This window comes from Paracoccus sp. TRP (assembly GCF_000185925.1).
GTDB classification, from domain to species: Bacteria; Pseudomonadota; Alphaproteobacteria; order Rhodobacterales; family Rhodobacteraceae; genus Paracoccus; species Paracoccus kondratievae.
Map to the genome: position 1 here is coordinate 50,294 of NZ_AEPN01000012.1, position 13,559 is coordinate 63,852.

The window sequence follows — 13,559 nt, forward strand, 5'->3', positions numbered from 1 at the left end:
GATCCGCCGATCATGATTGTCCGAGGCAAGATACAGCGTATCCACACCGTCGCGATCACGGATGGTGAATATGATCGGCTCAGGGCTATCCGTATTACGCAGCAGGCGCGCTACGACGGAACAGGCTGACCCGGCTATCGGTTTTCTCGTCATACACCCATTGCCACAGCGACCCCACATTCACATGACAGCTCGCGATCCTTTCGCCGGTCATCATTGATGAAGGACAGCGTCCTGACCATAGTCACCAAAGGTGATATGGATGGTGGCGCAGAGACCGGGATCGCGGCTGAAGGTAATACCGGCAACCGCCTCCCAGGCGGGCAGAGCCTTTCTGGCAAACTGCCGGCCCTCTGCCGACGGCCCGGGGAGGTCCACGTTCAGCACTCCACGCGACCTGACATCGAACGAACGGCGGCCGCAGCCCTGGCTTTCCAATAGCCATCGGTCAGCCGACGGGTGATCTCAGCCTTTGAAAACCTGCCCATCTCGTACACCTTCCTGCTGCCGGGTGTTGAATAACGGCCGCAGGATGCCAGCCCGCCGATACCTTCTATTCAACCAGTCCCGATCTTCAGATCCCCTGCTTATCTGGCAGAGGTTCAGAATGCCCTTGGATGGTTGAAGCCTATGCGCTGAGCCTGCAGGAGCATTTTGCACCGCCCGGGGTACTCTGAGAGTTCTTGCAGCGACAATCAGTCCCGTTCTGTCCGTGGCAACGCATTTTCGATCAGAAGCTCGGCAAAAGCACGCAGTTAATTCCCCGGGCACGACGTCCGGTCCATAACCGACAGTTCAGGCTCATCTCCCGCGCGCCGATCCGCGCCATCTTCGGCCACCAGACGTACCCGCAAGATTACGGGATTCGGACTCTCAGCCTTCAACGTAAGGTGCAGCAGAGCGTTCTTGCCGGCAACAAGCTGATAACCCGCCCGCCCCCTCGCAGAGCCCCGCCCGAAGCCGTGCAAATGCGGACCACCGGGGCACTTTGCCCGGGCCGGCAGATCAGCGCCACGGGGTCGCGCCGCCATAAGCGCCGCTTATGGCATACGACTGCAAGCAAAATCGCGGAATGGGCAAGGCGTATGTTTTCCTCTTCCATCCATGGGCAGAATGTCCCGGAACTCTGGCACGCATGGTTTTGCGGTTCAACGGTTCCATCCATTGGCAATCAACCGGCAACTAAAATGCCGGGAATAATTTCATTCCTTTTTCACTGTTTGCGGCGCAAATCCTGAGAGCGCTTACCAAGCGGTAAGGATTAGGACATTAGAGATAGGCAGAATTACAGGAAACCGGGATATGACGATGCAACTTAAATCGCTGCCTCATCCAGACGGGCTGATCATCCGTGTCGATGAACGCCGCCTTGATGCGGCTATCGCCACAGCGTTCAAGGATCGCATACGCGGGATGATCGCCACCGGAGGAATCCAGATAATTCTGGACTTGGGCGGGGTTGATTTTATGGACAGCTCAGGCCTTGGGGCGATTATTGCCATTTACAAGGCGATGCCATCAGGAAAAAAATTAACGCTGACGGGCATGACTCCGAATGTCGAACGGGTATTCCGTCTGACCAGAATGGATAAAGTTCTTCCCATTCAAGAATGGGCTGAGACCCCTGCCAGCAGCAATAAAAGAGCCGCGGAATGAATGCGGCATTCAAGCAGGCTGAAACACGGCTGCGATGCCCCCCGCCGGGACGGCAGCCCATGTTTCACCGGATTTTCCGCGCCAACCCCGCAACGGTGCGCGCGGTCCTGCATTTCCTGCGTGAGCGGTTCGACGGCTGCGCAGAAAGTGAGGTCATCTCGAAAGTCGAGCTGGCGCTGGCCGAAGTGCTGAACAATATCTGCGAACACGGCATCAGACACGAAGCTGAGCGGTTACAGGGCCAGCCTCATATACCGCTGATCCACCTATGCGTCGCTCGACATGTGGGCGGCATAGCCTGTGCGGTAACAGATGATGGTCGGCCGCTGCCCCCCTCTTGTCTGGAGGCTCACGGCCTGCCCACGATTTCAGCGCCGGCAGATGCTTTGGATGCAATCCTTTTATTGCCCGAAGGCGGTTTTGGCTGGTTCTTGATTCAGGAACTGACGGCTTCGTTGAGCTATTTCCGTGAAGGCAGGCGAAATTTCCTAGGCTTTATCGTACCTGTAGCCGAACCGCCCCGGCAGCCAGTCGCGTCGAATGAGGGCTAAAGCCCTTCAGTTCAGCCCGAATTGCAAGGGATAACGGCCGTCCTGAAATTCACCGAACATCTCCATCACTTCAGGATGTTCCAGTGGCTCCCCGGAATTGTCCGGAACCAGATTCTGCTCTGAGACATAGGCCACGTAATAGGTCGCCTCGGTCTCGGCATAAAGATGGTAGAAGGGCTGGTTGCGGGCCGGACGTGAATCCTCGGGAATGGACTCATACCACTCCTCAGTATTTGAGAATTCGGGGTCCACGTCAAAGACCACCCCGCGGAAGGGATGTTCACGATGGCGGACCACCTGGCCCAGATTATATTTCGCGGTCTTGGACGGAATCCGCATCTTACCATTCCTGTTTCGCGCGGCTCATACAGCCCTGGGGCGCCGGAGTCCACCTGTCGGACATGAACAATCCGTATCGGTCAATTTTGACACGGATTTTTGCTGCTTTCATCCGAAATCCGCGCGGCTTGGCCAGAGGCTGGACTTACTTTGCAGGCAACGCCTCGCCCGGCTCCAGCGCCACGGTCGAGATCGACATCTTGGCCGACCCCTCTTTCACCTGATCGGTATGGGCCAGATAGATCAGCACCTGATTGTCTTCATCATAGATGCGCTTGACGCGCAGCGCCTTGAAGATCAGCGAACGTGAGGCGCTGAACACATCCTCACCCTCAGGACCGCGACGAATGTCCCCGATGCGGACCGGGCCGGTGCGCGTGCATTCGATGGCCGAGTTCGAGGGATCCTCGAACCAGTTTCCCTGGCTTAGCCTGTCAAGCACCGAACGCTCAAAGTAAGCCAGATGGCAGGTCACGCCTTGAACCTTGGGATCGGCGATGGCTTCGACAATGATATCGTTTCCAACCCAGTCCACCCCGACCTCGCCCACGACTTCGGCCGAGGCGGGCACGGCCATGAGCATCAGCGCGGCCAACCCAGTTTTCATCGAACCCTCCAGAACAATATCGCGCCATGCAAGATGGTGGTCACGGAGGGCTGTCGCAAGATGGCTATGAACCAGCCCTGACAGCGGGCACGCAGGCAACGCACCCCTGCCCGTCAGCCCTTCTTCAGCCGGCTTTCGATCAGCAAATCAGCCTCGTCCAGAATCGGATGGGCGACCGAGGTGATATGCGCATTCACCCGCTTGAGGTCGCGCAGAATGTCCAGATGCAGCGAAGAGGTCTGCTGGCTGTCAGCCCGCCCCTCACGCAAGCGCATCAGATGGCGCTGCGCCGACATGCGCTCAAGCCGCCGAATCTCGACCTTTTCTTCCATCAACTGACGGGCCAGATCACGGTCACGGGTCATAAAGATGGTCTGAGCCAGACGCAGATTCTCGATGGTCATCAGGAACAGCACATCGAGCTCGCGGAAGCCCTCCTCCGAAAAACGCAGAGACAGCACCGCTTTCTTGCGCAACTCGGGACCCAGTCCCTTGTCGATAATGTCGCCGACATGTTCAAGGTTGATGACATAGTCGAGGATGGTGATAGCCTGCCGCCGCTCATCCTCACCAGCATCGCGGCCAAGGCGGGACAGAAAGCTTTTGATCTCTTGCTGCATGCGGTCGACACGCTCTTCCAGCACAGCGACCTCGGCCAGCGGAGCATCATCGCTGCGCTCAAACGCGGTATGGGCTTGCTGCAACATCCGCTCGACCACATCGCCGATCGCCAGCGCCGCGCGGCTTGCCCGGCCCAGCGCCACAGCAGGTGTGTCAAGCGCGCTGCCGTCCAGCAGCTGAACTTCGATTGGCGGTGTCTGTTCGTCTTCGCGCACCAGCTTGGCAGTCAGGCGCGACACCAGCCCGGCAAAGGGCCAGATCACCGCCGCCAGCACGAGGTTAAAGGCCAGATGCGCCTCAACCGCCAGCCCTGTTTCAGGCAGCGGCATAGCGGTCAGCGCCAGCGCCGCCTGCCCAGCCAAAGGTAGCGCGACCATGCAGCCAACCCCACGCACGATCAGGTTGCCCAGCGCCACGCGCCGTGCTGCAATCCCCTGTCCCACGGTCGCAAGCACCGGCGGAATCGCACCGCCAAGGTTTGCGCCCAGCACCAGAACCACCGTCAGCGCCGGGTCCATGCCCAGCGACAGCACCAGCATCACCACCGCCAGCGAGGATGAGCAGATCACCGCAAGCCCAGCCGCCATGGCCAGGGCCACCGGCCACGCATTGCTCAGCATGGCCAGAAAAGCCGCCATTGCTACCGATTCACGCAAGGGTTCGGTCGCCTGGCTAAGCAGCGCGAGAGACAGCAGCATCAGCGCAATGCCGATCAGCGCCAACCCCGCCCCCGAGAGCGAGCGACGATCCTGCCGGCGCAGGATATAACCCACAAGCAGCATCACCGGCACCAGCGCCTCAATCCCCGAGGCGACGATCCAGGCGGTCAGCGCCGTACCCAGATTCGCCCCAAGCAGCACGATCTGGCCCATTCGGGGCTGGATCATGCCGCGATCCGCGAAAGAGGCCGTCATCAAAGCCGTCGCGGTCGAGCTTTGCAGCCCCAGCGTCGCAACCAGACCCGAAATAAACGCGCGCGGCCCGTTCTTTGTGCCCCGGCCCAGCACCATCTTCAGCTTGACGCCAAAGGCACGAACCATCCCGTCGCGCACCAGCCCCAGCCCAAAGAGCAGCAGCGCCACCGCACCGGCCAGCTGAAACATGACGGACAAGGACTGCACGACTGATAACCTCCTGCCGCACCATTATGATGCGTGCTTTTTTACAAATATCTGGCCCGTTGCCGCCACGCGTCAACGGATACCAAGAATGTTAAATGTTTCCCGACACTACAGTCGCAGCGTTGTCACATTACTGCCGCATTTGCAGGCACCGGAATCGGCTCGCGCCCGCCTTCGGTCAGAAGATGCAGGCCCGTGTCGTCAAAAACGACGGCACTGAGCGGGCCACCATAGGCCGCCCCGGTGTCAATGGCCAGCCTGTTGCCAAAATGTGTCACTTTGCCGACCGGAGTGTGACCATGCACGACCAGCACCCCATGGTCACTGGGGTCATCCAGAAAGCCTTTGCGGATCCAGACAAGATCATGCTCGGTCTGCTGCGACAGATCCACACCGGGACGAATGCCGGCATGGACAAACAGCGCCTGCGGTATCAGGTACCACAGCGGCAGGGCAGAGAGCCAGCGCAGATGCACCTTGGGCACCGCGCGCAGCACATCGGCGTGGGTACGGACATGATCGCGGATCTCGACCCCATAGGCGGCCAGCGTCTCGGCCGCACCCAGCGATTCATGGTCCAGCCAATGCCGCCCCGAGCTCAGGCCGGGATCAATCCAGCCAGGCTCGACGGCAAAACGCGGCAGGAAACGGTCGTGATTGCCGCGCAAGACGATCCATGGCCGCCCCTCGGCCTGCCCCCGCATCAGATGTTCGACCACCGCCCGCGAATCCGGCCCCCGGTCCAGCAGATCGCCGACATGCACCACGGTCCCGCCGCCGCCATGCGCGGCATCATCCCGCGCGATCAGCTCATGCGCCGCGCGCAACAGTTCGATATGGCCGTGGATGTCTCCAATGGCATAGGTCCGCATTCCGCCCTCACAAATGAAAACCCCCGGAACCTAGTCCGGGGGCTGGAAAGGTTCAAACCTCGAAATACATTGGCCGGACCTGCAGGAACTTTCCGGTGGCGCGCAAGGCCTCCAACGCTTCAGGCTTCAGAGCTTCGTCAAGGTAAAGGATCGCGATTGCATCATCGCCAGCCTTGGTACGACCAAGGGTAAAGTTGGCGATGTTGACGCCCAGATCACCCAGCGTCGCCCCCAGCGCCCCGATCACACCCGGGACGTCCTTGTTGCGGGTGTAAAGCATGTATTGCCCGATTTCTGCGTCGACATTGATGCCACGGATCTGGATAAAGCGCGGTTTGCCGTCGCTGAACACCGTGCCCGCGATCGAGCGTTCACGCGTGTCGGTAACCACGGTTGCCTTGATGTAACCGTCAAAGACACCCGACTTGGCCTGGGTGGTGGTCGCCACCTGCACCCCGCGCTCAGCCGCCATGACCGGGGCCGAGACCATGTTCACATCCGGGTTGGTCGCCTTCATCACCCCGGCAATCACCGAAGCGTTCAGCGCCTTAAGGTTCATCTCCGAGGTCACGCCGTCATAAAGCACATTGATCGCCTTGATCGGCTCGTCGGTCATCTGGCCGATAAAAGCTCCCAGATGGCCTGCAAGCTTCAGCCACGGCCCCATCACCGCCGCCTCTTCGGCAGTGACCGAGGGCATGTTCAGCGCATTCTGCACCGCGCCGGTCAGCAGATAATCCGACATCTGCTCAGCGACTTGCAGGGCGACATTCTCTTGCGCCTCGGTGGTCGAGGCGCCCAGATGCGGCGTCACCACGACGTTCGGCAACCCGAACAGCGGGCTTTCGGTCGCAGGCTCGGTCGCAAATACATCAAGCGCAGCCCCGGCCACATGGCCCGATTTCAGCAGATCGGCCAGCGCCCTCTCATCAATCAGCCCACCACGGGCAGCGTTGACGATGCGCACCCCCTTCCTGGTCTTCTCCAGATTCTCGCGCGACAGAATGTTGCGGGTCTTGTCGGTCAGGGGCACATGCAGCGTAATGAAATCAGCCTTGGCCAGCAGTTCGTCCAGCTCGACCTTCTTGACGCCCAGCTCCTTGGCGCGATCTTCCGACAGGAAGGGGTCATAGGCCAGGACCTTCATCTTCAGCCCCAACGCGCGGTCAATGACGATCGAGCCGATGTTTCCCGCCCCGATGACGCCCAGCGTCTTGTTAAAGACCTCGACACCCATAAAGCGGTTTTTCTCCCACTTGCCCTCATGGGTCGAAACGCTGGCCTCGGGCAATTGACGGGCAACGGCGAACATCAGCGCAATGGCATGTTCGGCGGTGGTGACCGAGTTGCCAAAAGGCGTGTTCATCACGATCACACCTTTTTTCGAGGCAGCCGGAATATCGACATTGTCCACCCCGATACCGGCACGGCCGATCACCTTCAGACGAGTGGCATTTTCCAGCAGCTTCGCCGTCACCTTGGTGGCCGAGCGAATGGCCAGACCGTCATATTCACCGATGATCTCAGCCAGCTTGTCTTTATCCTTGCCGACGTCGGGCAGATAATCGACTTCAACGCCGCGATCACGGAAAATCTGCACGGCGGTTTCCGAAAGCTTGTCCGAAACAAGAACCTTGGGCATTTCTCTATCCTCTGGATATACAGGGCCGGCGCGGGAAAACGCCCCCCGCGCGAGTGTTTCTTTCGTGAATAAATATCCCGGGGTCCGGGGCAGCGCCCCGGTCCGGCAGATCGCTCAGGCAGCCTCGGCCTGCGCCTCGATCTCGGCCTCAAAGGCATATTCGATCCAAGGCATCAGCGCCGCGACATCCGAGGTCTCAACGGTCGAGCCGCACCAGATCCGCAAACCGGGAGGTGCATCGCGATAGGCGCCGGCGTCCAGCGCCACGCCCTCTTTCTCCAATCGCTTGGCAACGGCCTTGGCAAAAGCTGCGCCATCCCTGATGCGCGGATCGGTAAATTTCAGGCAGACCGAAGTGGTCGAGGCCGTCGCCGGGTCCTCGGCCAGATCAGCGATCCAATCCTTATCGGCGATGAAATCGCGCACGGCCTGTGCATTGGCCTCGGCCCGGGCGATCAGCGCCTTGCGGCCGCCAAGCGACTTGGCCCATTTCAGCGCCACCAGATAATCCTCGACGCACAGCATCGACGGCGTGTTGATGGTCTCGCCCTTAAAGATGCCCTCGATCAGCTTTCCGCCCTTGGTCATGCGGAAAATCTTGGGCAGCGGCCATGCGGGGGTATAGCTTTCCAGCCGCTCGACAGCGCGCGGGCTCAGGATCAGCACACCATGCGCACCCTCGCCGCCCAGAACTTTCTGCCAGCTAAAGGTCACCACATCCAGCTTGTCAAAGGGCAGATCCATCGCGAATGCAGCCGAGGTCGCGTCACAGATGGTCAGCCCGTCGCGGTTTGCCGGAATCGCATCGCCATTCGGCACCCGCACGCCCGAGGTCGTGCCGTTCCAGGTAAAGACAACATCATTGTTGAAGTCGACTTCGGCGAAATCGACGATCTTACCGTAATCAGCCTTGCGCACCACTGCATCCAGCTTCAGCTGCTTGACCACGTCGGTCACCCAGCCTTCGCCAAAGCTTTCCCAGGCCAGCATCTCGACCTTGCGTGCGCCCAGAAGCGACCACAGCGCCATCTCGACCGCGCCGGTGTCCGAGGCAGGCACGATGCCGATACGGTAATCGGCCGGCACGCCCAGAATCTCGCGGGTCAGGTCGATGGCCTCGGCCAGCTTGGCCTTACCGATAGCTGCGCGGTGCGACCGGCCCAAGGGGGCGTCGGCAAGCATGTCCAGCGAATAATGGGGGATCTTGGCGCAGGGGCCCGAAGAAAAGCGCGGATTGGCCGGCCGCGCGGCCGGAGCAGTCTTGCTCATGATGTTAGCCTTCCAGCTATAAGCGCCGCGTTGGGGCGGCGTGTCCCGCGAACGGCTCTACTACCCGGCCGGGATTCTCGCAAGGAAAATTTGCAAGCAATGTTTGCGACAGTTTGGCGGCACGATTCCGACGATTGATCCCCCGCAGCGCATTGGCTAGTGCTGCCGCAAACAACCGCCCCGGGGGCCCTTATGTTCACCGTCACCCTTCTTGCCGCGCCCAGCCGGGCGGACCTCTCCCCCTCGCTGGTCGATGAGCTGTGCAGCGCCTGGAACGGCGGCCATGTGATCTGGCTGGCTGCCGGCATCGCCGCCGAATTCCCGCTGCCGGCCGAGCCCGTAGATTTCTGGCAGGTGTGGGAACAGCTTCAGGCCCGGGGCTTTGATATCGCGATCCAGCCGACCCAGGGCCGGCGCAAGGCGGTGCTGCTGGCCGATATGGATTCGACGATGATCCAGCAGGAATGCATCGACGAACTCGCCGCGGTCGCCGGAGCAGGCGAACGTGTCGCAGCCATCACCGCCCGCGCCATGAACGGCGAGCTGAACTTTCACGAGGCACTGCTGGCCCGGGTCGGTCTGCTGGCCGGCCTGCCCGAAACCGCGATCCGCGAGGTGCTCGATACGCGCATCACCCTTGCTCCGGGGGGACGCGAACTGGTTGCAACCATGCGCGCGCAGGGCGCCTATACCGCGCTCGTCTCGGGCGGGTTCACCGATTTCACTGGCCCGATTGCACGCACACTTGGCTTTGACGAGCATCGCGCCAACACCCTTTTGGCCGAAGGCGGTGTCCTGACCGGACAAGTCACCCTGCCGATCCTTGGACGAGAAGCCAAGGTCGAGGCGCTGAACGATATCACCGCCGCCCGCGGCCTTTCGGCCGCCGATGTGCTGGCGGTCGGCGACGGCGCGAACGACCTCGGCATGCTGGAACTGGCTGGCATGGGGGTCGCGCTGCATGCCAAACCGGCGGTCGCAGCGCAGGTCGGCTTGCGAATCAACCACGGCGATCTGACCGCGCTTTTATATCTGCAAGGCTACGCGGCCGAAGAATTTGTCGGCTAGAAATGTCAAATTTGTCGCATCTTCTTGCTCCAAAGAGCAAATTCCGGCCTCAAGCGAACTTGCGGCCATGACCGTTCGGTGACAGAAGCAGAAAATGACTCCGCGCCTTAAAGCTTTGACCGTGCATCTTCTGACCGCTACCGGAGCGGTTCTGTCGATGCTTGCGCTGCTGGCCGCCGTTCGTGGCGACTGGTCGCAGATGTTCTTCTGGCTGGTCATCGCGCTGATCGTCGATGGCGTCGACGGCCCCCTGGCGCGGCGTTATCAGGTCAAAATCAACTGGCCGACCTATGACGGCGTGTTGATGGACCTAATCATCGACTACCTGACCTATGTGTTCATCCCGGCCTATGCGCTGTTCATGTCGGGGCTTTTGCCCGGCTGGACCGGCTGGATTGCCATCATCGCGATCACCTATGGCAGTGTGATTTATTTCGCTGACACGCGGATGAAAACCCGGGACAATTCCTTTGCCGGCTTTCCCGCCTGCTGGAACATGGTCGTGCTGGTGCTTTTCGCGCTCAAGCCGAATTTCTGGGTCATCCTGGCCATCGTGGTGGCGCTGACCGTGACCATGTTCACCAACGTAAAATTCATCCACCCGGTACGAACCAAACGCTGGCGGCTGGTATCTCTGCCCGTCACCGTTGCCTGGGTCGTCTTTGCAGTCTGGGCGGTTCTGGTCGATTTTCACCCCGACAGTTTTGCCCGCTGGGGCCTGCTGCTTAGTTCGCTGTGGCTGATGTTCGCCGGGCTGGCCCAGCAACTGACTGAGCGGCGGACTTGATCAAAGGCCATTTTCCCCGGAAGGTGCCAGGCTAAGGATAGCCGAAGGGGAGCAGGATGTTCGCAAGATTCAAGCTGGCCGCAGCAGCGGCGGCAATGCTGTGCACGCCAGCACTGGCAGCACCCGATTCGATCACATTGGGCATGGTGCTGGAGCCGCCGAATCTTGACCCCACCGGGGGTGCAGCGGCCGCGATCGACGAAGTTGTCTATGCCAATGTCTTCGAGGGGCTGACCCGCATCGCCCCGGACGGCAGCGTCCAGCCCAGCCTTGCCGAAAGCTGGGACAGCTCTGACGGCAAGACCTACACCTTTCACCTGCGCCCGGGTGTGACCTTTCACGACGGCAGCGCCTTTGACGCGCAGGACGTGATCTTTTCGCTGGACCGCGCCCGGGCTGACGACAGCACCAACGCCCAGAAGGTCCTGTTCGAGGGGATCGAGACGGTCGAGGCCGTTGACCCTCTGACCGTCCGCGTCACGCTGAAATCCCCCGATGGCGGCTTTCCTTTCAAGATGGCCTGGGGCGATGCGGTGATGGTGGATGAGGCCAGCATCAAGGACATCGCCACCCAACCGGTCGGCACCGGCCCCTTTCGCTTTGGCGAATGGAAACAGGGCGATCATGTGCGACTGGACGCCTTTGACGGCTATTGGGGGCAAAAACCGGCGCTTAAATCCGCCACCTTCCGCTTTATCGGCGATCCGACCGCCGCCTTTGCCGCGCTGATGGCCGGGGATATCGACGCCTTTCCGATCTATCCTGCGCCCGAGACACTGTCTCAGCTTGAGGCGGACCCGCGCTTTCGCATCCTCACAGGCACGACCGAGGGCGAAACCATTCTGGCCATGAACCACAAAAACCCCGCCCTGGCCGATATCCGGGTGCGTCAGGCTATCGCCCATGCGATCAACCGCCAGGAGATCATCGACGGTGCGATGTTCGGCTATGGCACCCCCATCGGCACGCATTTCGCGCCGCATCACCCCGATTACGTCGATCTGACAGCGAAATCGCAATACGATCCCGAACAGTCGAAAAAGCTGCTGGCCGAGGCTGGCACCGGGGATCTGACCCTGCGCCTTGCCCTGCCCCCAACCCCCTATGCCCGCCGGGGCGGCGAGATCGTCGCGGCAGAGCTGCGCGCCGTCGGTATTCAGACCCAGATCACCAATATGGAATGGGCGCAGTGGCTTGAGCAGGTTTTCAAGAATGCCGATTACGATCTGACCATCATCAGCCATGTCGAGCCGATGGATATCGGCATCTATGGCCGCAAGGACTATTATTTCAACTACACCAACGCAGGCTTTGATGAGGTGATGGCTCGTCTTGACGCCACCACCGACCCGGCAGAGCGTTCGGCACTGCTGAAACAGGCGCAAGAGATTTTGGCGGGGGATTATGCCAACGCCTTCCTGTTCCAGCTTGCCAAGACCGGCGTCGCCAAGGCCGAAATCGAAGGGCTGTGGGACAACTCTCCTATGCCGGCAAATGACCTGACCCAGGTGCGGTGGAAGGAATAACCCCCCGGCTCCAGCTGGCAAGCCCTGGAAAACGCCGTCCAAAGCGGCGTTTTTCAGTTCTTCAGCACCAGACAGCGCCCACCAAGGCCGCGCAGGCGGGTGCAAAAAGCATAGGCCTCGGATTTGGAGGAATAGCCGATCTGCGCCGTGTACACCTTGCGCGGCCCACCCGAAATGCGGCGCAGCACATAGCTGACCCGCTTGCCGCCAAGAATCGGGCGCAGTTGCCGGTTCAGACGCGCAACCTGATTGCTGACCCCCGCGCGGCTTGGGTGGGTGGCAACGATCACACCCCACGGCCAGGGATGATCGGGGGTCTGGAACTCGCGTAGCTTGCGCTTGCCGGCCAGATCTATGCAGGCCTGACGAAAGGGCCGCTCTTTATCCAGCCGCACGTCCAGCTTTTCAGGTGGGTTCTCGCGCCAGGCCGTGGCCGTCTGGCCGGTGATCGCCTGAACGTAATCCTGCGTCTCCCACGGCAGGTTACCGCCTTGGGCAACGAAACGCGCCGCCCGGTTCTCGCCGCCGTTATAGGCAACAGCGGCCAGACCGACATTGCCGAAACTGGTGGTCAAACTGGCCAGATAACGGGCTGAGGCCTCGATAGCCTTGGCCGGGTTAAAGGGATCGTCGAGCCCAACCATATCGGCCGTGCCAGGCATGAACTGCGCAATTCCCATGGCGCCGACCGGGCTGATCGCGCCATGCTCGAACAGGCTTTCCTTCCACAGCAGGCGCGCAAAGAAATGCGGATCCAGCCCGTTCTTGCCCGCCTCACGCTCGATAGCGGCGCAAACATCAGGGACATAGCTTGCCAGCGAAATGCAGGACTTCCCGTCATTGGTGCAGCGCAGCTTTTCAGACAGGCGCGGCGCAGGCAGACCCAGAATCGCATCCACCGCCTCATAAGCTGGGGCGGCGGTCGCGGTCAGAACAGTGGCAAGGGCCAGGATCAGGCGGCGCATAGGGGTCTCGGACAGATCAGGCTTGGCCCAGATAGCAATCCGGGCACGGGTTGAAAACCGTGCCTGCGCTCATCCGTCAACCTTCTTGTCGGCCTTTGGCTTGTCTGCGGCTTTCGCGGGGGCCTTTTCCTTGGCTGAAGTATCAGCGGCAGATGCGGCGGATTTCGCCGACTTGCGCGCAGCCTTGTCAGACTCTTTGGCGGTTTTCTTTTCGGCTTGCTTGATGAGCCGGCGTTCGGCCTTATCGGTCCCCTGCCCAGCCTCATCACCCTGCTCGGCCTTGCGGCGACGCTTTTCGGTCGAGGCATTGGAGGTCGCCAGCAGCAAAGCCTTGCGCAGCGCCTCGCTTTCATCGCGCATCCGGCGCAGGTCGCGGTGCAGCCTGTTCAGCGCAGCCTTGTCCAACTGGCGCAGGGCCGCTGGTTCGGTCCGGGCAACAAGCCCATCCAGATCACTCAGGACATCTGCCAAGGTCGGTTCGGCGGGGGTAACCATGAAAATCGCTCCGTTTCAGGCAATTGATGGCCAGAACCTG

14 protein-coding genes are annotated in these 13,559 nt (G+C 60.9%); 5 read left to right on the forward strand and 9 right to left on the reverse strand.

Annotated elements, in window-relative coordinates; translation table 11 throughout:
• Positions 1 to 213 precede the first annotated feature (213 nt).
• The gene (locus PARACOCCUSGL_RS22020) at positions 214 to 387 is read right to left on the reverse strand and encodes a hypothetical protein (protein WP_158004472.1); all 174 of its coding nucleotides are present in this window, start codon (positions 385 to 387) and stop codon (positions 214 to 216) included.
• A 915-nt stretch (positions 388 to 1,302) separates the two neighbouring features.
• Here PARACOCCUSGL_RS22020 and PARACOCCUSGL_RS0109310 point away from each other — a divergent pair.
• Entirely contained in the window at positions 1,303 to 1,656 is a 354-nt protein-coding gene (locus PARACOCCUSGL_RS0109310; RefSeq protein ID WP_010395602.1) for an STAS domain-containing protein, read from the forward strand.
• 59 nt (positions 1,657 to 1,715) lie between these two features.
• The gene (locus PARACOCCUSGL_RS0109315) at positions 1,716 to 2,207 is read left to right on the forward strand and encodes an ATP-binding protein (protein WP_227493373.1); all 492 of its coding nucleotides are present in this window, start codon (positions 1,716 to 1,718) and stop codon (positions 2,205 to 2,207) included.
• A gap of 6 nt (positions 2,208 to 2,213) precedes the next feature.
• Here the strand turns inward: PARACOCCUSGL_RS0109315 and hspQ are convergent, their stop codons facing one another.
• The 6 genes from hspQ to PARACOCCUSGL_RS0109345 all read right to left on the reverse strand — a co-directional run bounded on the left by hspQ (position 2,214) and on the right by PARACOCCUSGL_RS0109345 (position 8,678).
• Entirely contained in the window at positions 2,214 to 2,546 is a 333-nt protein-coding gene (gene hspQ, locus PARACOCCUSGL_RS0109320) for a heat shock protein HspQ (RefSeq protein WP_010395606.1), read from the reverse strand.
• A gap of 145 nt (positions 2,547 to 2,691) precedes the next feature.
• Positions 2,692 to 3,153, reverse strand: coding sequence for a CreA family protein (locus tag PARACOCCUSGL_RS0109325; RefSeq protein WP_010395610.1), 462 nt, complete (start codon positions 3,151 to 3,153; stop codon positions 2,692 to 2,694).
• A 113-nt stretch (positions 3,154 to 3,266) separates the two neighbouring features.
• Entirely contained in the window at positions 3,267 to 4,895 is a 1,629-nt protein-coding gene (locus tag PARACOCCUSGL_RS0109330) for a Na/Pi cotransporter family protein (RefSeq protein ID WP_029371924.1), read from the reverse strand.
• Between the two features lie 125 nt (positions 4,896 to 5,020).
• On the reverse strand, positions 5,021 to 5,767 hold the full coding sequence (locus PARACOCCUSGL_RS0109335) for a metallophosphoesterase (RefSeq protein ID WP_010395615.1): 747 nt from the start codon (positions 5,765 to 5,767) through the stop codon (positions 5,021 to 5,023).
• A 52-nt stretch (positions 5,768 to 5,819) separates the two neighbouring features.
• Positions 5,820 to 7,409 (reverse strand): phosphoglycerate dehydrogenase, encoded by a 1,590-nt coding sequence (gene serA / locus PARACOCCUSGL_RS0109340; RefSeq protein WP_010395617.1) that lies wholly within the window; start codon positions 7,407 to 7,409, stop codon positions 5,820 to 5,822.
• Between the two features lie 114 nt (positions 7,410 to 7,523).
• The gene (locus tag PARACOCCUSGL_RS0109345) at positions 7,524 to 8,678 is read right to left on the reverse strand and encodes a phosphoserine transaminase (protein WP_010395618.1); all 1,155 of its coding nucleotides are present in this window, start codon (positions 8,676 to 8,678) and stop codon (positions 7,524 to 7,526) included.
• A 192-nt stretch (positions 8,679 to 8,870) separates the two neighbouring features.
• Here PARACOCCUSGL_RS0109345 and serB point away from each other — a divergent pair, with 192 nt between their 5' ends.
• The 3 genes from serB (at position 8,871) to PARACOCCUSGL_RS0109360 (ending at position 12,059) form a co-directional block, all read left to right on the forward strand.
• Positions 8,871 to 9,746 (forward strand): phosphoserine phosphatase SerB, encoded by an 876-nt coding sequence (serB, locus tag PARACOCCUSGL_RS0109350; protein ID WP_010395620.1) that lies wholly within the window; start codon positions 8,871 to 8,873, stop codon positions 9,744 to 9,746.
• Positions 9,747 to 9,840: 94 nt separating this feature from the next.
• Positions 9,841 to 10,533, forward strand: a complete 693-nt coding sequence (locus tag PARACOCCUSGL_RS0109355) for a phosphatidylcholine/phosphatidylserine synthase (protein WP_029371927.1) — start codon at positions 9,841 to 9,843, stop codon at positions 10,531 to 10,533.
• 56 nt (positions 10,534 to 10,589) lie between these two features.
• Positions 10,590 to 12,059 carry an ABC transporter substrate-binding protein gene (locus PARACOCCUSGL_RS0109360; RefSeq protein ID WP_010395624.1) on the forward strand — a complete coding sequence of 490 codons (1,470 nt, stop codon included), beginning with the start codon at positions 10,590 to 10,592 and terminating at the stop codon, positions 12,057 to 12,059.
• Positions 12,060 to 12,112: 53 nt separating this feature from the next.
• Here PARACOCCUSGL_RS0109360 and PARACOCCUSGL_RS0109365 read toward each other — a convergent pair whose 3' ends face one another.
• Positions 12,113 to 13,024: a lytic transglycosylase domain-containing protein gene (locus PARACOCCUSGL_RS0109365; RefSeq protein ID WP_010395628.1), complete on the reverse strand. Its 912-nt coding sequence runs from the start codon at positions 13,022 to 13,024 to the stop codon at positions 12,113 to 12,115.
• Positions 13,025 to 13,093: 69 nt separating this feature from the next.
• On the reverse strand, positions 13,094 to 13,519 hold the full coding sequence (locus PARACOCCUSGL_RS0109370; protein ID WP_010395632.1) for a hypothetical protein: 426 nt from the start codon (positions 13,517 to 13,519) through the stop codon (positions 13,094 to 13,096).
• Between the last annotated feature and the right edge of the window lie 40 nt (positions 13,520 to 13,559).